Here is a 20,880-nt window from a genome sequence, read left to right as displayed (position 1 = left end):
ACTCAGCCGTCTGCGTCCCCCGGCCCTTCGCCATGGCTCCGGGCGCTCGAGCCCTTCGGAACGTCCACTGGACGTTCCGATCCGCCTGACGGCGGACCAGCCTCTCGCCCCTTAAAATCCTTGGCCAAGAGATAAAGCTCCACCGACTCATCGCGCGAGGCTGGTGGCTTGACGTGGTGGACGGAGCGGAAATTCTTCTTGAGCATCGAGAGCAGTTCGTTTTCGGCGCCGCCCTGGAAGGTCTTGGCCAGGAAATGGCCGCCGGGCTTCAGGATCGACAGCGCGAAATCGGCCGCCACCTCGCACAGATGCATGGTACGGATATGGTCGGTCCGCTTGTGGCCGGTTGTCGGTGCCGCCATGTCGGACAGCACGACATCCGGGTCTCCGCCCAGCGCCTCGGCCAGCTTTTGCGGAGCCTGCGGATCGAGAAAATCCATCAGCAGCACCGGCGCACCGGGCACGGCGTCCATTTCCAGATAATCGATGCCGATGACATGCGGGTTTTCGGCCGTCGATTTCGTGCGCGCGGCCGCGACCTGGCACCAGCCGCCGGGGGCGGCACCCAGGTCGATCACCTTCATGCCGGGCTTCAAGAGATGGTGCTTGTCGTCGATCTCGATCAGCTTGTAGGCCGCGCGGGAACGATAGCCGTCGGCTTTCGAGCGTTGGACATAGGGATCGTTGATGTGGCGCTGCAGCCAGCGGCGTGACGATTCCTTCAGGCCGCTTTTCTTCTTGATCCGCGTCTTCAGCACGCGAATGCTCGCCGAACCTGGTTTTTCCGGTTTCTTGGTCATTGCCTGATTTCTTGTTTGAGCATGATCATGCCCTAGCACGCCCATCGTTGCGCCAGACGCCGTCATCGGCCATCAGTTCGCTCAATATGCCTTCGCGCAGGCCACGGTCGGCGACGCGCAGCCGCTCCGACGGCCAGACGGCGCGGATCGCTTCGAGGATCGCACAGCCGGCAAGCACCAGATCGGCGCGGTCGGCGCCGATGCAGGGGTTGGCGCAGCGCTGCTGGAAATCCCAGCCGACCAGTCTCTCCACCATTCGGTCGACGCTGTCGCGGTCCATCCACAGGCCGTCGACCCGCCGGCGGTCGTAGCGCTCGAGATCGAGATGGACGCCGGCCAGCGTCGTCACCGTGCCCGAAGTGCCGAGCAGATGGAAATTCGGGCTGGCCTTGAGATGGCTCAGCCGGTCGCGGCCATCGAAAGTAGCCAGCCTGCCGGCGACGTCGTCGACCATGGCGGTGAAGATCTCGCGCGTCACGGTGCGGCCGCCAAAGCGTTCCGCCAATGACACGACGCCGACCGGCAGCGATGTCCATGAGACGATATGGTTGGCAAGGCGCGGCGAGCGGCGGCCGCTGAGATCGATCAGCGCGATCTCGGAGGAGCCGCCGCCGATGTCGAACAGGACGACGCCTTGCGTGTCGCGCTCGACCAGCGAGCCGCAGCCGGAAACCGCAAGGCGGGCTTCGGTCTGGCGATCGATGATCTCGAGCTTCAGGCCGGCTTCGCGTTCGACGCGATCGAGGAACTCGACGCCGTTTTCGGCGGTGCGGCAGGCTTCGGTGGCGATCAGCCTTGCCTTCCTGATCTTGCGGCCGCGCAATTTGTCACCGCAGACCTTCAGCGCCTCGACCGCGCGGTCCATCGCCGGCTGGCCGAGCCGGCCATTGGCGGTGAGCCCCTCGCCCAGCCTGACGATGCGCGAGAAGGCGTCGATGACGCGGAACTGGCCGTGACGGGTGGGAACGGCGACCAGCAGCCGGCAATTGTTGGTGCCGAGATCCAGCGCCGCGAAAACCGGAAGCTCGTGCACCGGCGGCCTGCGGTTGCCTTGTTCGGGGCGTGGCGCTGGAACGACGGGCGAGATCGCCGCAGCGGCAACAGGCTTCAGGTCGACTGCCGCGGTAGCGGCCTTGCCTTGCAGCGGCGATCGATTGTCCTCGGGGCGCACATCGTCGCGCGCAAAAACCTTGCGCCCGCGCCTTCGCTTGCGCCGTTTCTTGGGCTTGCCTTTCTGGGTTGCGTCGCCCACCTGCCCATTCACGGAACGAGGCTCCGTCGGGCGGCGTTGCTGCCAACCGGCCGTCCCCGGGCCTGATGACCCCGGAGAAGCGCTGGACGCGCCCACCTCCGGCGCGCCTGCGCCGGTGTCGCGGTCTTCCACTGTCGTTCCTTCCGGCGCCGCGCGAACCGGTGACGGACGCAGCAGGCGCTTTGGCATGTTTCAAGTTGCCGCCAGACTAACAGTGCCGCGCCCGATCACCAAGAGCCCATGCCGAATTTTGCCGGCTGGGTGCGCGAACCGCCTTTTCGCTGCGTCGCCGTAATGTACTCGCAAGGCTGGATTGATAACATGACGCCAGCGGAGACCGCGCCCGTAAAGGCCGATGCCTCCGCCCCTTGCAGGCGTTCTTGCGCCGCGTCCGGTGCAGGCAGGCCCTGCCGGCGTCAGGCGCGACAAGTGTTCGCGGTTGAATAGCCGGCTTCAATGAGGCATTTCTGAAATGAATGGGGAATTCGGGGCGCGGTCAGCCTCTCGACAGAAAGGAAGCGGATACGCAACGTATGGCAGTCGAGCAATGAACTGGAAACGCTATTTCTGGCCGGTCGTCGGCATCGGCGCGGTGATTTTCTCGCTGCTCCTGCTCTGGCATGAATTGCGTGGCATCTCGCTCGACGACGTCCGGGACGGGCTGGCGGCCATTCCGGCTCGCGGCTGGATGCTGGCAGGCCTGAGTTCGGTCGTCGCCTATGCCGCGCTCGCCGGCTACGACCACATCGCGCTGCTGCATATCGGCAGGCGCGTGTCGTGGCTGTTCGTGACGCTCTGCTCCTTCACCACCTATGCGCTGTCGCACAATATCGGCGGCTCGGTGTTTTCCGGCGCCGTCATCCGCTACCGCGCCTACGGCACCAGGGGCCTGACCGGCCAGGAGGTCGGCGTGCTGGTGGCGGTCTGCTGGATAACCTTCGTGCTGTCGACGATTCTCGCCGCAGGCCTCGTGCTGGTGTTCGAGCCGCAGATTATCGACCGCTTCTCCGGCATCGCCCATCACGGCCTGTCGGAGGCTGCGGGCATTGCGATGCTGGTCCTCGTCGCGGCCTATATATTCGGCAGCTGGCTGCATCTGCGCCCGCTGAAGATCGGCAGCTTCCAGTTGCACTATCCGGCGCTGCCGATCGTCGCCAGGCAGTTGCTGATCGGTCCGATCGAGTTGCTGGCGGCGGCCGCGATCATCTTCTTCGCCCTGCCCGAGATGCACAATCCCGGTTATTTCGTCGTGCTCGGCGTCTTCCTCGTCTCCTTTTCCGTCGCCCAGATCTCGCACGCGCCGGGTGGGCTGGGCGTATTCGAGGTGGTGTTCCTGGCCGGGCTTTCGGACATGGACCCGGTCGGCGTGCTGGCCGCGCTGCTGGTGTTCCGGCTGTTTTATCTGATCATCCCGCTGTTTCTGGGCCTGGGCATCGTGCTGTTCTTCGAACGCTCGCAATTCAGCCGCAAGGAGAGCTGAGCCCGGAGTTCTCACGCCGCTGGAAAAAGGTGGCGTTTGAAACCGGTGATAAAAGCTGGCGATTGAACCGCGGAGCAGGCTTGACTATTTTCCGCTGGCGGCTACAAGGCAGCGCTCAAGCGGCTCAGCCGTTCGGCCCGCGCGGTCCATGACCGCGCTTGCTGGGGAATAGGTTAACGGTAGACCCACGGACTCTGACTCCGTTAGTCCTGGTTCGAATCCAGGTTCCCCAGCCAGCACCTCTCAATGAGAGCACCCAGCTAAACAAGAAATCGGAATTGGAACGCTTTCCGATGCAGTCCGGCACATCGCTCCCGGCTTCGTCCACGAAATCCTGCATAAGGCCGCCTGATGGTCACTGACACCGAGTTCATCCGCGAAAGCATCAGCCAAGGCTGCGCGATGCTTGCCGATAGCGAGTTTTTGATCGACCGGCTGGTGAAGTATGTCGGCAACGGGCGAGTCCGGTGGCACGTCGAGTTTCGTGGACATCGAATCGAGTTCACGACCGGCCAGCTCAAGAAGCAGCCTACCTTCCGGAGGAAGATGCTCGAGCAGGCCGGCGTGCTGCCGCCCCAGCGTCCCGGGGCCAACTACAGGCGATGGGCTATCGATCTGCGGAAGAACGCCATCGAGCTTCCCTGGCGGGACAGACCGGTCGATGCCGGTTTCGCCATCGACAGGCTTGTCAGCCATGGGGACGACCGCTGGACTGTCGAATACCAAGGCAAGGCAATCAAGTTCACCACGACCAAGCTGCGCAGGCAAACCAGTTTCCGCAAGAAGATGTTGCTCAAGGGCAAGGTGCTGCCGCCTCAGATGGATCCGGCTGCCTATCGGAAGTGGGCGGACTGGTTGATTCAAAACGCCACGGAGGCTGCACCGCAGGCCGGCGATGCCGTGATGACCGAGAAAAGTTGGCTTGACGACCTGCCGGAGCTAGCCGGCTGGCAGAGCGACGCGCCGTTCGAAGGCGAGTAACGCGGCGCCGGTCGCCGATCAGATCGTACCGACGCCAGAACAACGATGGCCCTCATCGCGTTTGCCATGCCTGCAGATTTTGGCACACATTCATGGCGAAGAATCTGGCCAGGGCTAGGCTCGCGGCCAACCTGCTTGAATGAGACCACATGGACCGCTTCAATCTTGGCGTCTACCGCCGCCCCATCTCTACCCGCTCGGCAGAAACCCAGCGCTGGTTCGATATTGGCCTGAACTGGTGCTACGGCTTCAACCACGAAGAAGGCATCAAGTGCTTTGAGAAGGCTCTGGAGACCGATCCGGACTGCCCGATGGTTCATTGGGGCATCGCCTATGCGGCTGGGCCTTTCTACAATCTGACCTGGAAGGAGCATGGCGAGGCCGAGGCTGACAGCGCGACGAAGCGTTGTTTCGAGCACGTCCAGCTCGCGCGCTCCAATGCGGCGTCAGCCAGCGAGGTCGAAAGGCGGTTGATCGAGGCACTGGCCTGCCGCTTCCAGAAGCCGCACCGGGTAAGCCCCCAGGAATTCGAGCAGTGGGACGATGCCTATGCCGCTGCGATGCGGCGGGTCCATGAAAACTTTCCCGACGACCATGACGTCATGGCGCTGTTCGTCGAAGCGCTGATGATGCGCACGGTGCGGCGGCTCTGGAACCTCAAGACCGGTAAACCGGCGTCAAATTCAGACGTGATCGAGGCACTGGAGGTTTGCGAGCGGTCGATCCGGCTCGCCGATGAGGCCGGCATCGCGCAGCACCCGGCGATCGTCCATCTGCACATCCATCTCCTGGAAATGTCCACCATGCCGGAACGCGGCATGCGCTCAGCCGATCTGCTTGGCGAGATGTGCCCCGATGCCGGACACATGAACCACATGCCGGGGCATATCTATGTGCTGTGCGGCGAATATGAAAAAGCCAAGCTTGCCAGCGAGAAGGCGGTTCGGGCCAACGACCTCTATCTCGCCTATGCTGATGAGCCGACCTATTATCTGCTCGGCTGCTGTCACGATCTGCACCTGATGATGTTCACCTGCATGTTGTCAGGCCAGTACCAGCCGGCACTGTGGGCCGCCGACAAGGTGCGCAGCCTGGTGACGCGTGACGTGGTCGCCATCCAGGACCGGCCCAAACTCACCCAGACCGTGGAAGGCTATCATGCGATGAAATCGCACGTGTTGGTGCGCTTCGGTCGCTGGCAGGAGATCATCGATGAACCAAGGGTCGCCGAGCCCGGCCTCTATGTGCTGACGGCGGCCATGCAGCACTACGCCAGGGGCGTCGCGCATGCGACGTTGAGGCGATTCGCCGAAGCCGAGCGCGAGCGCGAATTGTTTCACCAGCACCTCGAAGGCATTGCACCCGAGCGGCGTTTCCTCAGCAACCCGACCCGCGCCTCGCTCGCCGTCGGTGCCGCCTTGCTCGACGGCGAGCTTGCCTACCACCAGGGCCGGCACGAGGAGGCCTATGGCCATCTCAGGCACGCGGTCGAGCTGGATGACAATCTTTCCTACACCGAGCCGTGGGCGTGGATGCACCCGCCGCGCCATGCGCTGGCCGCACTGCTTCTCGACCAGGGGCATGCGGCGGAAGCCGAGCAGGTCTATCGCGACGATCTCGGCCTGAGCGCCACGGTGCAGCGCTGTGCCCAGCACCCGGACAATGTCTGGGCGCTGCACGGTCTGGTGGAATGTTTGAGCCGGCGTGGCGAGACCGAAGAACTGCCGGCACTGCAGGCAAGGCTTGCCACGGCGATGGCAAAGGCGGATGTGCCGATCAGCTCGTCCTGCCTGTGCCGGACGAGCGTGCAATCGGGACTCAGCTGTTGTCATTGAGCCTACGCCCTTCCAGGGCAGTTCATTTCCATCATGGAATGCTGAAGGGCACCGAATCCTCAACCGTTCCGTCGATGGCCAAATCAACACGATAGGTGCCCGCCGGCCATCCCGCCGTGGGTTTGGTGAGCTGAGAATCAGCCTGATTGTTCGCTCCGACGTCGAGATCGACCTTGTCGATAGTATAGTTTTCCGGTGCGACGCCGTGGGAATCAACCGAGACCCAGGAAAATGTGATTTTCGATGTGGGCGCGATATCCACCAAGTCAGCCGACACGTAAATCACCGGTGTGTCGACGGGGAAGCTGCTCTGAGGTGTAGCGCCGTCCTTCGTCGCGGAAAGGATGATGTTGGCGAAGCCGGCCGCCTGGGCCGGCATACCGAAGCTGACCGCCGCCAAGGCGGCAATGGCTAGAACTAGAGCTGATTTCAAGATCTATTCCTCGTCGGACTTGGTTGCTGGCCGGCAAATCAGGGGGCGAATCGGCATAAAGGGCGGAAGCCTCAACCCAGCCATTTGTCGTAGTCGGCCACCAGCAGGTGCAGCGGCGGCGTGTCTTCCTCGATATCGGCGAAACGGCCGATCGGCTCACGGAAGACGTTGTCCGTGCGATCGTCATTGACAGTCGATACCTCGCCGATCAGCACGTCCTTGCCCTCTGCCCAGAAGGCGTGCCACACGCCAGGCAAAAGCGTGACGCTTTGGCCCGGGTCGAGCTTCAACAGCCCGCCCGCCGGCAGCCTGTGGATGGTTCCGTCGACAGGCACCGACACCTCGGCCCTGGGGTCGATGCCGCCGTCGCGGTCATGCATGAACAGTTCCAGCACCAGCTTGCCGCCGCCGCGGTTGATGATGTCCTCGGCCTTGATGTTGTGGCGGTGCATCGGCGACATCTGCTCCTTGCGCGAGATCATGATCTTCTCGGCGTAGAGCATGCCCATGCCCTTCTTCATGTCCTCGTAGCGGCCGTTGCGGACGGTGAACAGGAACAGGCCGAGATCGTCGAACTTGCCCTGGCCGTAGTCGGTGATGTCCCAGCCGAGCCGTGAGGTGAAAATGGCCGAGGAATCGACCTGGCGCGCCTTCATCTCTTCCGGCGACCAGTAGGCGAAGGGCGGCATGATATAGCCGAACGAGCGGATGAAGGCGTCGGCTTCGCGGATGATGTCGTTGATGGCGGAGCGTTTCATGATCGTGACCCTTCGTGTCGATTTTGCCGACAAATCGCATAGCCGAACGCCGGTGCGGTGTCGATCCATTCTGCCTGTTCGAGCCCTGCGCGTTCCCGCCCATGGCCCACCGATCGGGTTGGCGTGCGGCGTGACATCGCGTGCTTTCCGGCTCATAACCCCTGCGAATTTTCAAAGAGATAGCCGATGCCGACCATCCATGATCTCGATACGCCGTCGATCCTGATCGATGCCGCACGCGCCGAAGCCAACATCGCCCGCGCGCAGGCCCATGCCAACAAGAACGGGCTGAAGCTCAGGCCGCACATCAAGACCCACAAGCTGCCTTATTGGGCGAAGAAGCAGGTGGCAGCCGGGGCCGTCGGCATCACTTGCCAGAAGATCGGCGAGGCCGAGGTGATGGCCGACGCCGGGCTGACGGATATCTTTCTTCCCTACAACATCCTTGGCCGCGCCAAGCTCGCCCGGCTGAAGGCGCTGCACGGCCGCGTGACGCTGTCGGTGACGGCCGACAGCGCGCAGACGCTGGAAGGGCTCGCTGCGACCTTCACCGATGCCGGGCATCCGCTGTCGGTGCTGGTCGAATGCGACACCGGCATGGGGCGCTGCGGCGTGCAGACGGCCAATGAAGCGGTTGCGCTGGCGAGGATGATCGACAAGGCGGGCGGCCTTGTCTTTGGCGGGCTGATGACCTATCCGGCAGCCGGCCGGGCAGCGGAGGCCGAGACCTGGCTTGCCGACGCCAAACAGGCGCTGGCCGCTTCAGGGCTCGCCTGTGAGCGTGTCTCCAGCGGCGGCACGCCCGATATGTGGCGTTCCGCCGATGCCTCCGTCGTCACCGAATACCGGCCCGGCACCTATATCTATCTCGACCGCTACCAGGTCGCCAAAGGCGTCGGCGGCCTCGACGATTGCGCGCTGACCGTGCTGGCAACCGTGGTCAGCCATCCGACAGCGACGCGCGCGATCCTCGATAGCGGCAGCAAGGCCCTGTCCAGCGATACGCTGGGGCTAAAGGATTTCGGAGAGTTGATGGGCGTCCCGGGAGCGCTGGTGACGGGACTGAGCGAGGAGCACGGCACGGTCACGCTTTCCGGCGACGGCAAGCTGCGCATCGGCGAGCGCGTCCGCGTGCTGCCGGACCATTGCTGCGTGGTGACGAACCTGTTCGACCAGGTGCATCTCATCGACGGCGACAAAGTGCTGGAAACGCTGCCGGTCGCGGCAAGGGGGCGGATGGGGTGAGCGGCCTTCCCTTTCCACCTGCCAAGCTAGACACAGATCTTGTGCGACTGGCGTGACTGATCGGCGCGATGCTGATTGCCACGTGGTTCCCCCAATCCGTCGCTGCTTCGCAGCGCCACCTTTCCCCCCTCCGGAGGGAAAGGAAGGGAGCCTTGCTCGACGAGCGTTGACAAAAAAAGGCTTGGCGCCTTTCCTCTACCCCGTCGATCGGGGGAGAGGTGTCGAGCGAAGCTCGACGGAGTGGGGGGTCGACCAGCGCAGCATAGGAAAACGAATTCGCCGAGCTGCCACCGAAAACCCGCTGCTTGAAATGGCGTAGCTTCCCTTGTGGAGAAGGTTAAGTCCGCTCCGCCTGCCGCGCCGCCACCCGCCGCATGGCAATAACCCGTCGGCGCCGGATTTCGGTGCGCATGGCCATCAGATGCAGCGCGAAGAACAGCACGGTGAAGCCGACGGCCATCACCAGCAGCGGCCAGAGCAGGCTGGGATCGATGGTCGGACCACCGAGCCTGAACACCGAAGCCGGCTGGTGCAGTGTGTTCCACCAGTCGACCGAGAATTTGATGATCGGAATGTTGATGAAGCCGACCAGCGTGATGATGGCGGCGGCCCAGGCGGCGCGGCTGGCGTCATCGAGCGCGCGGGTTAACGCGATGATGCCGAGATACATCAGGAACAGCACGAAGACGGAAGTCAGGCGGGCGTCCCAGACCCACCAGGTGCCCCACATCGGCTTGCCCCAGATCGAACCGGTAATCAGCGCCAGCGCGGTAAAGACGGCCCCGATGGGGGCCGCTGACTTCAGTGCCACATCGGCCAGTGGATGCCGCCAGACCAGCGTGCCAAGGGCAGAGACTGCCATCAGCGTGTAGCACATCATGGCGAGCCAGGCGAAAGGCACGTGGATGTACATGATGCGCACCGTGATGCCTTGCTGGAAATCCTCGGGCGCGGCGAAGCTCATATAGAGGCCAACGGCTAGGATCAGCGCCGCAAGCGCCGCCAGCCACGGCACAAGCTTGTCGGCCAGCCCGATGAACCGCGTCGGATTGGCAAGATCGGTCCAGCCGCTCGGGCGTGAGGTGGTGTCGCTCATGCGGCTTTACATAGACCGCCGACGCGTTTGAGGCAATCGAGCGGCGGTGTCGCGGGCCTCGCCTTCTCCCATTCGGGAGAAGGCGAGAACCATCAACTGCTCAGGCGGCCTCGCCCTGAACGGAGCGGCTGAGGCGGCGGACTTCCTCGTCGTTGAGCAGGCCGCCGGCGCGCAGCAGGCTGGCGAAACGGCCGTTGCGCAGCGACAATTCGGCGAAGCCACCCATCTCGACCACCTTGCCCTTGTCCATGAACACGACCAGATCGGCGTCGCGGACGGTGGTCAGGCGGTGGGCGATGATGAAGGTGGTGCGGTCGCGGCGCAATTCGTCGATCGCTTCCTTGACGCGATCCTCGGTCTCGACGTCGAGCGCGCTCGTCGCCTCGTCGAGCACCAGGATCGGCGCATCCTTCAGCACGGCACGGGCAATGGCGATGCGCTGGCGCTCGCCGCCAGACAGCTGGCCGCCACGTTCGCCGACCACCGTGTCGTAGCCATTGCTCTTGGCCAAAATGAAATCCTGCGCCGCAGCCGCGGTGGCGGCGGCATGGATCTCGTCGTTGGTGGCGTCGGCACGGCCGACCCGGATGTTGTCCTCGATCGAGCGGTTGAGCAGCCCTGCATCCTGGAACACGGTGGCGATCGAATGGCGCAGCGACTTGCGGGTCACGGTGCGGGTATCGATGCCGTCGATCAGGATACGGCCGCTGGACGGCGAGAACACGCGCTGCAGCAGGTTGATGAGCGTGGTCTTGCCCGCACCCGTCGGACCGACGATGGCGACGGTCTGGCCGGCCTGAACCTCAAAGGACACGTCGCTGACGCCCTGCCCCGAATTGGCGAACTCGAAGCTGACATCCTCGAAACGGACATGGCCGGTGACATTCGAAAGATCGCGCAGGCCGTCCGGCTCGGCGGTATCGGCGGCCGAGTCCTCGAGCTTGTAGAAATCCTCGAGCTTGGCGCGGGCCTCCGAAATCTGGTTCGCGAAAGCCGACATCTGGTCGAGCCGCGAGATCAGCAGCGTGGCGAAGCCGGTGAAAGCGATGACGTCGCCGATGCGCAGCTGGCCGTGGGTGACCAGATAGGCGCCGATCAGAAGCACCACCATCATCGAGATCGTCGACGACAGGCGATTGAGCGCATTGGCGATCGCCCACCAGTCGAGCACCGGGTTCTGCGCGTCGAGCAGGTTCTTGACGTAGCTGCGCAGCGCGTCGGCTTCGTAGCCAAGACGGTTGTAGCTCTGCAGCACGGCGACGTTGCTCACCGAGTCAGTCACGTGCGCGAAAACCTTGTGATAGTGGCGCTCGACGGCGGCCTGGCCTTCCTTCGTGCGCTTCATCACCAAGCGGCCAATGCCGACATAGAGAACGCCGAGGACGAGCAGGACCATCGACATGCGCACGTCCATGCTGAGGGCCGTCGGAACCAGCAGGACGAGCGCAACAGCGGTGGACAAATGCTGGCGCATGAATTCGAGCCAAAGGCTGAACAGCGTCTCGACGGCGCGCAGCAGCGTGTGGAGAGCATTCGAGGTGCCGCGCTGATGATGCCAGGCGAGCGGCATGGTGATGACGCGCTCGAAGGACTGGCAGAGCACTTCGCTGCGCCGGGCGTGCGCGAACCGGTCGGCACCGCGCGCCACCAGCACGAAAGCGAGAACATTGAAGGCGCCGATGCCGGCCCACACGGCAAGCGTGGAGAAGACCGAGCCTTTCGTGGAAATCGCGTCGATGACCCGGCCGAACAGGATCGGCTCGAGGATCGCGATGGCTGCCAGAGCGACGTTGGCCGCACAGATCAGCGCGACGCGCTTCTTGTCGGCAGCCAGATATCCCAGCGCTCTCCAATAGATCTGCAGAAGTGACACTTCAGCTACTCCGCCAACTCTCTATTGTGCCCAACACCAATATTGTGCACTGCACCATTTCCTGACACGTAACGGTTGATGCGTCGCAAAACAATGCCCGTCTATCGCTTCCGTTCCCATTTAGCGAACAAAAGATGACGACGATACGAAATCTGACGTGATCACCTAACGGTTTGAGATAAAAGGTGAAATGTCAGCCTTGCGGCAAAATCATGGCAGTAGCCGAGCACTGCCACATTTTTAATCACGGCAGGCTGAAGAGGCCCGGTTTCAAGGCGCCCAGCCGGCGCCGCCACGGATCGCGCGCAAGTAACGAGGCGCGGCTTCGCGCGTCCCGAAGGACGCGCGATCCGGTGATCCAACCCGTTGATTTTACGCCGGTATCTTGACCACGACCTCGGTCTGGCCACCAGCCTTAGGTTCAAAGGACGCCGATTTTGTCTTTGAACCATTGACTTCGAGCGAGATCGTCTTGGTCTTTTTGTCCCGAATGACCTGCACCTTGATCTCGGCGCCCAGCATCTTGAGTGAAGCCTGATAGCCCTCCCAATGACTGGGCAGCTTCGGCCGGAACGTGATCTGCTTGCCGCGCCGTTCGATACCCAGGATGCCTTCGACCGCCGCCCGGTAAAGCCAGCCCGCCGAGCCGGTGTACCAGGTCCAGCCGCCGCGCCCTCCCTTGTCGTCCCCGGCATAGATGTCGGCCGCCACCACATAGGGTTCGACGCGGTAATGCTCGGTCGAGGCCTCGTCGAAGGCGTGGTTGACCGGGTTCAGCATCGAGAAGCAGCGATAGGCTTCATCGGTCTGCCCCATCTCCGCCAGCGCAATGACGAACCAGGTGGCCGCATGGGTGTACTGGCCGCCATTCTCGCGCACGCCAGGCGGGTAGCTCTTGATGTAGCCGGGATCCTTGTCCGTCTTCGAGAAGGGTGGCGTGAACAGCTTTACGATCTTGAGATGATCGTCGACGAGCAGCTTCGTCGCCTGCTGCATCGCCGTGGTCGACCGCGCCGGGTCGCCCTCGCCCGAAAGCACGCTCCAGGACTGAGCAATGGAGTCGATCTTGCACTCCTGCGATGTGCGTGATCCCAAAGGCGTGCCGTCGTCAAAGCTGCCGCGCCGGTACCATTCGCCGTCCCATGCCGTGCTTTCGAGTGCCCGCTTCAGGGCTTCGGCATGCTTTGCCCAGGCCTGCGCGCGCTTGGTGTCGCCCTCGGTCTTGGCGACCGCGGCGAAGTCGCCCAACGTCTTCAGCAGGAACCAGCCCAGCCACACGCTCTCGCCCTTGCCATGCTCGCCGACACGGTTCATGCCGTCGTTCCAGTCGCCGCCGAGGATCAACGGCAGGCCGGCTGGACTGCTGCGCTTGATGGCAAGGTCGAGCGCACGCGCGCAGTGATCGTAGAGCGACACCGTCTTCTTCGAGATTTCCGGAGTGAAGAAGGCGTCGTGCTCGCCTTCACCCAGCGCCTGTCCGTCGAGGAAGGGCAGTTGCTCCTTCAGGATTGTGGCGTCGCCGGTCACCATGAGATAGCGGGCCGTGGCGTGGGCGAGCCACACCACGTCGTCGGAGATCAGGGTGCGTACGCCGGCGCCGGTGCGCGGCAGCCACCAATGTTGCACGTCGCCTTCCGGGAACTGCCGCCGCGCGGCATTGAGGATCTGGTCGCGCGCCAGCGTCGGATCATGCGCCAGCAGGGCGAGTGTGTCCTGCAACTGGTCGCGGAAGCCGAAGGCGCCGCTTGCCTGATAGAAGGCCGAGCGGGCGCGGATGCGGCAGGCAAGGCTCTGATAGGGCAGCCAGTGATTGACCATGGCATCGAGTGCCTTGTCCGGCGTCTCGACCTGGATGGTGTCGAGGAAGGCGCGCCATTCGCGCTCATTGTCGGCCAGGCGCTGGTCGAAATCCTTGCCCCGGTGCTTCTGCACCAGCGCGCTCGCCTGCGCCGGAGACTCGGCGTCGCCGAGCAGCCAGATCAGCGTGACGTCGCCACCAGCGGGGATTTCGATGTCGCGGGCGATCGCCGCGCAAGGATCATCTCCGGCTTCGACGCGACCCGACAGGGCCGAACCGCTCAGCACTGCCTGCGGCAACTCGCTGGACCCGTGCCGGCCGAGGAACTCGGCCCGGTCAGTCGTCACCGAGTGGACACCGGTGTCGGCGGCGAGGAAGGCCACGCGCTCGCTGAAATCGAGCCCGTAGGGATTTTGCGCGAGCAGCGCGCCGGTGGCACCGTCACGGGATGGCACTATGGTTGCCGCGGTGCGCGACCGATGCCCGCCAAGAACCCATTCGGCATAGGCATAGACGCGCAGCCGGGCCGGTACCGGGCCGGAATTCTGGATGCGCAGCCGCGTGATCTTCACCGGATCGATGGGATCGACGACGTGCGTCAAGTCCATCGACAACGGTCCGCGCTTCGAGCGGAAGGTCGAGAAGCCCTGGCCGTGCCAGGCTTCGTAGGTCATCGAGGGATCGCGCACCACCGCGGTGATCGGCGAGAACGCCCTGCCGCTGGCCTGGTCGTAGATATAGATGCCCTCGCCCGGTCGGTTGGAGACCGGGTCGTTCGACCACGGCGTCAACTGGTAGTCACGGCTGTTGCGGCTCCAGGTGAAGGCCGCGCCCTCGGCCGAGGTATGGAAGCCGAACGAGGCGTTGGAGACGACATTGATCCAGGGCTGCGGCGTGGTGCGTCGGCCAGCCAGGCGCACCACATAGTGCCGCCCGTCGCCGTCGAAGCCGCCGAAACCGTTCCACTGGCTGAGGCCGGAGCCATCGGCGCTGACATCGGCCACCGCCTGCGAGGCGAATGCATGCATCTGTACGGGCGCAGGAATTTCGCGCGGGCCTGGAAATCCTGCCGGCTGCAGGCCATCGCGCGCCTGCAGTGCGGCCGCCTCGGCTCGTTCGATCTGGTCGAAGATGGTGCCGTTGCGCGTATGCAGCACAACCCGGGCGACGGCGAGCAGCGTCTTGTAGGTGGTCTCCTCCATCAGGTCGCGGCGCACCGCGAAAATGTGCTGGCGGGGTCCGAGTTCCTTGCCGCGCAAGCGGCTGTTTTCGCACAGCGTTTCGACCGCGCGCTGCAGATCCTGGACATAGGACGAGGCCTGCTCGTTGACGACGACGAAGTCGATCATCATACCGCGGGTGCGCATATATTCCTGGAAGCGCAACGCCTGGGCAACGATCTCCAGATCGGCGACGTCGCCGATCCTGACCAGGAAGATCGGGTAATCGCCCGAAATGCTGGTCGGCCACAGGCTCGACTGCTTGCCCAATCCAGAAGCGATGGACTCGGCCGGCAGCCGCAGGAACGGATCGGGATAGATCAGATAGCGCGCCAGTTTCTGCACATTGGCCGCATCGGTCAGGCTTAGGCCCATATGGCGGGTCTGCACCTGGCTGCGTGTCCAGGCAAGCATGGCCTGGCGGGCAAAGCTCTCCTGATGGTCGAGCCGGTTTATGGCCTCCTCCAGCTCGGCGCGGTTGGCCCCGACGACGGTCCAGAAGGTCAGCGATATCTTCTTGTTGGCGGGCACGCGCACCTGACGGCGCAGCGAGGCGATGGGATCGAGCGTGAAGCCGGAATGGCCGCCCAGCCTGGCGCCTGGATCGAAGGCGGCGGCATCGACGATGGTGCGGCCACGGCCGATGAAGGCGCGCCTGTCGGTCTCGGCCTCGGCATCACGAGCCGGCCCCGACGGATCGGTGACGAAATGCACCAGGGCGACATCGGGCTCGCTGGTTTCGCGCTTGCGTCGCGTGGCGAAGATCGCGCCATTGTTGGCGGCGATTTCCGTTTCCACGAACATTTTCGAGAAGGCCGGATGCGCGTTGTCGGAAGCCTCCGATCCCAGAACCAGCTCGGCAAAGGACGTCACTTCGATGTGACGGTCGGATGTGCTCTCATTGTAGAGCGTTATGCGGCGGCCTTCGCCATTGCCTTCGGAAACGACGATGCATTCGACCTCCGAGCGTAGCGTGCCGGCCGATTTGACGAAGCTCGCCTTGTCATCGGAAAACAGGGTCTGCGTCTTTTCCTCGGGCGCGCGCCTTGGCTCCGCCGTTGCCGACCACCAGTCGCCAGTGCTGACGTCACGCAGGAAGATGTATGAGCCCAGGCGGTCCTCGACCGGATCCGGCTGCCAGCGGGTCACTGACAGATCGCCCCAGCGGCTGTAGCCGGAGCCGGTCGCGGTCACCATGACGGAATAGCGGCCGTTCGACATCACATTGGTCGAACGCAGCGCCCGCACGGGATCGAGCACAATGCGGGTGTCAGGGCTCTCGGTTTCGGTCTCGTCCTTGGAGCGTTCGTCGGCCTCGGTGCGGACGGTGGCGGTCGGAATGTCGCGCGGCGCCCTCTCCTGCAGCAGCAGTTCGGCTGATTCGATGACTGGATCGCTGTGGAAGCGATCACGCAGGCGACCTTCGAAAATGGCGTCGGCGACGGCGGCGATCGACATGCCCGAATGGTGGGCATAGTAATTCAGCACGACCGCGTGGTTGGTGCCTTCCGGCACGCGCTGCGGGGTGAAGTCGACCGCATCATAATAGCCATGGCGGCCAAGCGCGCCGATCTCGCGCAGCCGGGCCAGATTCTGCACCGCTTCGCGCGGGTTGAACTGCGCCGCCATGATCGTCGCGTAAGGTGCGATCACCGTGTTCTGGCCAAGGCCGCGCTTCAGCCCCAGCCCCGGCACGCCGAAATTGGTGTACTGATAGGTCAGTTCGCGGTCGCGGGCATTGTAGGCTGCTTCCGAGATCCCCCACGGCACGTTCTTCTGGCGGCCGTACTGCATCTGGCGCTTGATGATCAGCTTGCTGGTCTGGTTGAGGATCGAGCCTTGCGGTTCCTTCATCACCAGCGGCGGCATCAGGTACTCGAACATCGAGCCGGACCACGACATCAGCGCGCCCTGGAAGCCGATCTCGACGATGGGGCGGCCGAGCCTGAACCAGTGCTCGGTCGGCAGATCGCCCTTGGCGATGGCGAACAGGCTGGTCAGCCGCGCCTCGGAGGCGAGAAGGTCGTAGCAGCTTTCGTCGAGCTGATGTTCTTCGACCCGGTAGCCGATCGACAAAAGCTTGCGCTCCGGCCGCATCAGGAAGGCGAACTCCATCTCGAAGGCGAAACGACGGGTGCGCTCGCGCAAGGTGAGCAGCTTGGCACGCAGAGCCTCGACCGCGTTTTCGTCGCTGTGGGCGTCATGGACGTGCGCCTCGCAGGTGGCTTCGAGCCTTGCCGCCCAGTCGACGATGACGTCACTCTGCGGCGATGCGGCCTCGGTGTGAATGGCGGTGGCGAGCTTGCGGATTTCACCGGCCAGCACCGCCAAGTTGATGGTGCGGATCGAGGCCATTTCCGGCTGTGCCTTGATCGTGTCGACGGCGCGCCGCATGCCGTCGAGGCGATCGACGAGGCGTTGGCGCAATGGGCGCAACTGACGGCGATCGTCAGGCAATTCATCTAGGCTTTCGCTCAGGATGGTCACGGTGTCGAGAATGCCTTCGAAATCACCCTGCAGGTGGACGGAAGGGGCTTCCGCCCATTCGGCGCAGGCCGCCGCCACCGCCACCAGGTGACCGGCGAGATTGCCGCTGTCGACAGCCGAGATATAGAGCGGGTAGAGCGGCTTCAGGGTCGTGGTGTCGTACCAGTTGAAGAGATGGCCGCGGCTGCGCGGCATGCTCTCGATGGTCGTCATGGTGGCATCGATGCGGGTGATGGCATCGGACAGGCTGATCCAGCCGAAATCGCGCGCCGAGACGACCGAGAGCAGGTAGACGCCGACATTGGTCGGCGAGGTGCGGGGCGCCACGACGGGCGCGGGGCTCTCCTGGAAATTGTCCGGCGGCAGATTGTGATGTTCGGCCGTCACGAAGCTCTCGAAATAATGCCAGGTGCGCCGCGCCACGGTGCGCAGGGTGTGAATATCGGCCTGCGATATACGCAGCCGGTCCTCGGTTTCGGCGGAGCGGCTGATCCAGCTGGCGATCGCCGGCGAGCCGATCCAGAACAAGGCAAAGAAGAAGGCGACGAAGGCACCGGTGGAATCGGCCAGCACCGGAATGGCGAGGCCGACAAAGCCGATGATCACGGCGCCATACATCATGCCGTAGTAGGAGCCGACGTCGTTGTCGCCGGCCTTGTGCGCCTGCGAGGCGGTGCGCCATTCCAGGAGGTTCTGCCGGCTGACGAACAGCCGGTAGAGCGTGCGCACGATGGCGTCGCCCATCATCCAGGCGTTGTGTGCCATCAGCACGATCTTCAGTGCCACCATGGCGGTGCCGAAGGCGACGTCGCGCGCCAGCGCCGAGAAATGGCCGCGCGGCGTCTGGTCGCCGCTCTTGGGCAGGATGGCGTTGACCACGTCGAAGGTCGGCGCCATGAACAGGCTGAGGATCAGCAAGGCCTGCCACTGCGCGGCCTGCGTGAAGGGCAGCAAGGTCCAGCCGGCGATCGCCGCCATCACCCAGAAGATCGGCGTCAGCGAGCGGCGCAGATTGTCGACCATCTTCCAGCGCGACAAGGCCGGAACGCCGGAACGGGGGTTGAAGATGTATCCCAAAAGCTGCCAGTCGCCGCGCGCCCAGCGATGGTGGCGCGAGGCGTCGACCGAGTAGCGGGTCGGGTAGTCCTCGACAAGTTCGACGTCGGTGACCAGTGCGGCGCGCGCCAGAGCGCCTTCGAGCAGATCGTGGCTGAGGATGGTGTTTTCCTCGATGCGGCCCTGCAAGGCGGCCTCGAAGGCATCGACATGATAGAGGCCCTTGCCGGTGAAGGACCCGTCGCTGAAGACGTCCTGATAGAGGTCCGAAACAGCGAAGACGTAAGGATCAAGGCCGCGATTGGCCGAGAACACGCGCTGGAAGAACGAGGCTTCGTCGCCGCTGGTGAGTGAAGCGGTGATACGCGGCTGCAGGATGGTGTAGCCGGCGGTTACGACACGCCTGGTGGCGTCGAAATGCGGGCGGTTGAGCGGATGGCAAAGCTTGCCGACAAGGCTCGATACGGCATCGCGGGTGGTGCGGGTATCGGCGTCGAGCGTCATCACATGGACGACTTTTTCCGGCAGCGGCACTTCGAGTGGTAGGAAGGTGGTATCGCTGTCGCCGCGCAGCAAGAGGTCGAGCTCGTGCAGCTTGCCGCGCTTGCGTTCCCAGCCCATCCAGCACCCTTGAGCCGCATTGTAGAGCCGGCGGCGGTGCAGGATATAGAAGCGCGGGGCGCCTTCGGAGGGATAGCGTGCGTTGAGGCGAGCGATTTCGGCGCGGGCGAAGTCGAGAATCTCAGTGTCCGCCGCATCGATCTCGATCTTGCTGTCGGGCCAATCCGAAAGCAGCGCGAAATGGATCTCGTCCGCCAGATTGGCAAGATAGTGCACTTCGATGTTGCGGATGTTTTCCTCGACATCGTCACGCGAGCCGATCAGCGACGGCACGACCACCAGGGTACGCGCCTCGGGCGGCACGCCGTGCCTGTAGTCGTAACCGATCAGGCGAGTCGGCTTGAGGAACAGCGAGACCACGGTGTTGAAGAAAGCGAGCGCGCCTTCGCTGGCCGGCACGGCAAACAGAGCCAGCATCAGCACGATCGACGGCACCGACAGGCCGAGATTGGAAAGGGCGTTGCCGGACAGGACGAGCAGCAGGGCGGTCAGCGCGAAGACGGGGAGCACGATGCCAAGCCAGCCCGTCTTGGCGAAGGTCCGCTTGACCGTCTGGCTGACCGTAGGCCGGTACTCGATCGCCTTTTCCAGCTCCAGCCGGCGCGGGCCAACGAGATAGAAACCGACGTCGGTATGAGCGGATGCTGCCTGGGCATCAGCTCCTTCAACGCCCTCCGCGACGGTTTCACCGGCGGCGTGGCCGGCCAGTTCGATGGCTTTTTCGGCGACACGGTACTCCGACAGGTTCGAGCGGCGTGCCAGTTCCTCGATCGCGGTGCGGTACTGATCGCGCGAGAAGAAGTCGAGCGCGGCGAAATCGGTGCGCTCGCGCAGCACGGTATCGATGCGGCTGACGCCTTCGAACCACACCGTCCAGTCGACGTCGTTGATGAGGCGCAGACCGCGCACGATGTTGCCGGTGGTCACATTGCCGCTGGACAGCGTCTGGTGCTCGGAAATGATGATTTCCTCGGCATCCGAGCCGGTCTTTTCGAGTTCGCCTTCCAGCCACTCCAGCGCCTTGCCGGCGTTCTGCGATCCGTCACGCAGACGATAGAGAAGCTGAGTGGCGAAGGTGGTGTCCTGCGCATGCGCGCTGAAGTTGGCGAGAATTGCCTGCCGATCCGGATTGTCGTCGGTCGCAAGCACCTTGTCGGCCACGTCGTTGGCGATCTGGCGCATCTGACGGGTGCGGTTGACCCTGACCGCCAGGCGGCGGAGGTTCTCGATCAGCACGAAGCGCAGCAGTGACGGCAGGGCCCAGAGTTCGCCGATCTTCAGCGGCTCGACCGACTGAAAACCCTGGACGATGGACTTGAACATGGTCGCCGAGACGGAACTGTCCGAATGCGCGACATAGGTCCAGGCCAGCGCCAATGCGCGCGGCACGGTGCCGCCGTCGGGCAGTTTCAACGTCGGCAATTGCCGGTAGAAGCGGCGCGGCAGGTCGCGTTTGACCTGGAAAATGGTTTCCTCGATCAGGTAGTTGTTGTCGAGCAGCCATTGCGCGGCCGGCGTGATGGTTTCGCCCCTCGCCTGCGCGGCGTTGGTCGACCGGTAGACTTCGAGGATCTTCTTGGCGCTGTCACGGATGCGGGCCTGGAAGTCGAATGGTATCAGTCCGAACAGGTCCGTCAGATCGCCCTTGGCCAGGCTTTCGCCGAGCAGCCGGAGCCGTTCCTCCGGCAGGAATGTCGATCTTATCGGCTCTTCCGTGATGGCTGGGAAGCTCGCGCTTGTCTTCTCGATCTGGGCTGGGTTCGTCTGAATATTCATTGAAAATTCCGTAAGCGGGCACTCAGCGGCATCACCGCCACGGCAATGGCCCTAAAACCGGTTCAAATGCAATCGGTTGCATCAACCCCTATGCCGAAAGTTTGTTTCCGCACCACGACAGGGCGTCATCTTTCGAGCAAACTCAAAGACGAGCGCCCCTCGCTCCCGT

The 20,880-nt window shown here is 63.7% G+C and carries 11 protein-coding genes and 1 tRNA gene; 5 read left to right on the top strand and 7 right to left on the bottom strand.

The window, feature by feature from the left end; all coding sequences use genetic code 11:
• Positions 1 to 2 precede the first annotated feature (2 nt).
• Positions 3 to 800, bottom strand: coding sequence for an RlmE family RNA methyltransferase (locus EN850_RS02230; RefSeq protein ID WP_136090513.1), 798 nt, complete (start codon positions 798 to 800; stop codon positions 3 to 5).
• A gap of 25 nt (positions 801 to 825) precedes the next feature.
• Positions 826 to 2,184, bottom strand: coding sequence for a Ppx/GppA phosphatase family protein (locus EN850_RS02225; RefSeq protein WP_127280525.1), 1,359 nt, complete (start codon positions 2,182 to 2,184; stop codon positions 826 to 828).
• Between the two features lie 415 nt (positions 2,185 to 2,599).
• On the opposite strand from EN850_RS02225, the gene EN850_RS02220 reads away from it, so the two are divergent.
• From EN850_RS02220 to EN850_RS02205, 4 genes are all read left to right on the top strand, one after another.
• Positions 2,600 to 3,532 (top strand): lysylphosphatidylglycerol synthase domain-containing protein, encoded by a 933-nt coding sequence (locus EN850_RS02220; protein ID WP_136090512.1) that lies wholly within the window; start codon positions 2,600 to 2,602, stop codon positions 3,530 to 3,532.
• A 162-nt stretch (positions 3,533 to 3,694) separates the two neighbouring features.
• Positions 3,695 to 3,768 (top strand) — tRNA-Gln (locus EN850_RS02215).
• A gap of 115 nt (positions 3,769 to 3,883) precedes the next feature.
• Positions 3,884 to 4,513: a hypothetical protein gene (locus EN850_RS02210; RefSeq protein WP_136090511.1), complete on the top strand. Its 630-nt coding sequence runs from the start codon at positions 3,884 to 3,886 to the stop codon at positions 4,511 to 4,513.
• 149 nt (positions 4,514 to 4,662) lie between these two features.
• On the top strand, positions 4,663 to 6,348 hold the full coding sequence (locus tag EN850_RS02205) for a hypothetical protein (protein WP_136090510.1): 1,686 nt from the start codon (positions 4,663 to 4,665) through the stop codon (positions 6,346 to 6,348).
• A gap of 31 nt (positions 6,349 to 6,379) precedes the next feature.
• Here EN850_RS02205 and EN850_RS02200 read toward each other — a convergent pair whose 3' ends face one another.
• Together EN850_RS02200 and EN850_RS02195 are read right to left on the bottom strand one after the other, a co-directional pair.
• Complete coding sequence (locus tag EN850_RS02200; protein WP_127278656.1) at positions 6,380 to 6,781, bottom strand: hypothetical protein; 402 nt, start codon at positions 6,779 to 6,781, stop codon at positions 6,380 to 6,382.
• A 71-nt stretch (positions 6,782 to 6,852) separates the two neighbouring features.
• Positions 6,853 to 7,539, bottom strand: a complete 687-nt coding sequence (locus EN850_RS02195) for a D-lyxose/D-mannose family sugar isomerase (RefSeq protein ID WP_127278655.1) — start codon at positions 7,537 to 7,539, stop codon at positions 6,853 to 6,855.
• Positions 7,540 to 7,725: 186 nt separating this feature from the next.
• Between EN850_RS02195 and EN850_RS02190 the strand changes: the two genes are divergently transcribed.
• Positions 7,726 to 8,784, top strand: a complete 1,059-nt coding sequence (locus EN850_RS02190; protein ID WP_136090509.1) for a D-TA family PLP-dependent enzyme — start codon at positions 7,726 to 7,728, stop codon at positions 8,782 to 8,784.
• Between the two features lie 337 nt (positions 8,785 to 9,121).
• Here the strand turns inward: EN850_RS02190 and EN850_RS02185 are convergent, their stop codons facing one another.
• The 3 genes from EN850_RS02185 to EN850_RS02175 all read right to left on the bottom strand — a co-directional run bounded on the left by EN850_RS02185 (position 9,122) and on the right by EN850_RS02175 (position 20,711).
• On the bottom strand, positions 9,122 to 9,880 hold the full coding sequence (locus EN850_RS02185) for a heme ABC transporter permease (protein ID WP_136090508.1): 759 nt from the start codon (positions 9,878 to 9,880) through the stop codon (positions 9,122 to 9,124).
• A gap of 100 nt (positions 9,881 to 9,980) precedes the next feature.
• On the bottom strand, positions 9,981 to 11,753 hold the full coding sequence (locus tag EN850_RS02180) for a glucan ABC transporter ATP-binding protein/ permease (protein WP_136090507.1): 1,773 nt from the start codon (positions 11,751 to 11,753) through the stop codon (positions 9,981 to 9,983).
• Positions 11,754 to 12,125: 372 nt separating this feature from the next.
• On the bottom strand, positions 12,126 to 20,711 hold the full coding sequence (locus EN850_RS02175; protein WP_136090506.1) for a glucoamylase family protein: 8,586 nt from the start codon (positions 20,709 to 20,711) through the stop codon (positions 12,126 to 12,128).
• Between the last annotated feature and the right edge of the window lie 169 nt (positions 20,712 to 20,880).

Source organism: Mesorhizobium sp. M8A.F.Ca.ET.207.01.1.1, assembly GCF_004794715.1.
Taxonomy (GTDB): domain Bacteria; phylum Pseudomonadota; class Alphaproteobacteria; order Rhizobiales; family Rhizobiaceae; genus Mesorhizobium.
This window is presented reverse-complemented; position numbering and strand designations above follow the sequence as displayed.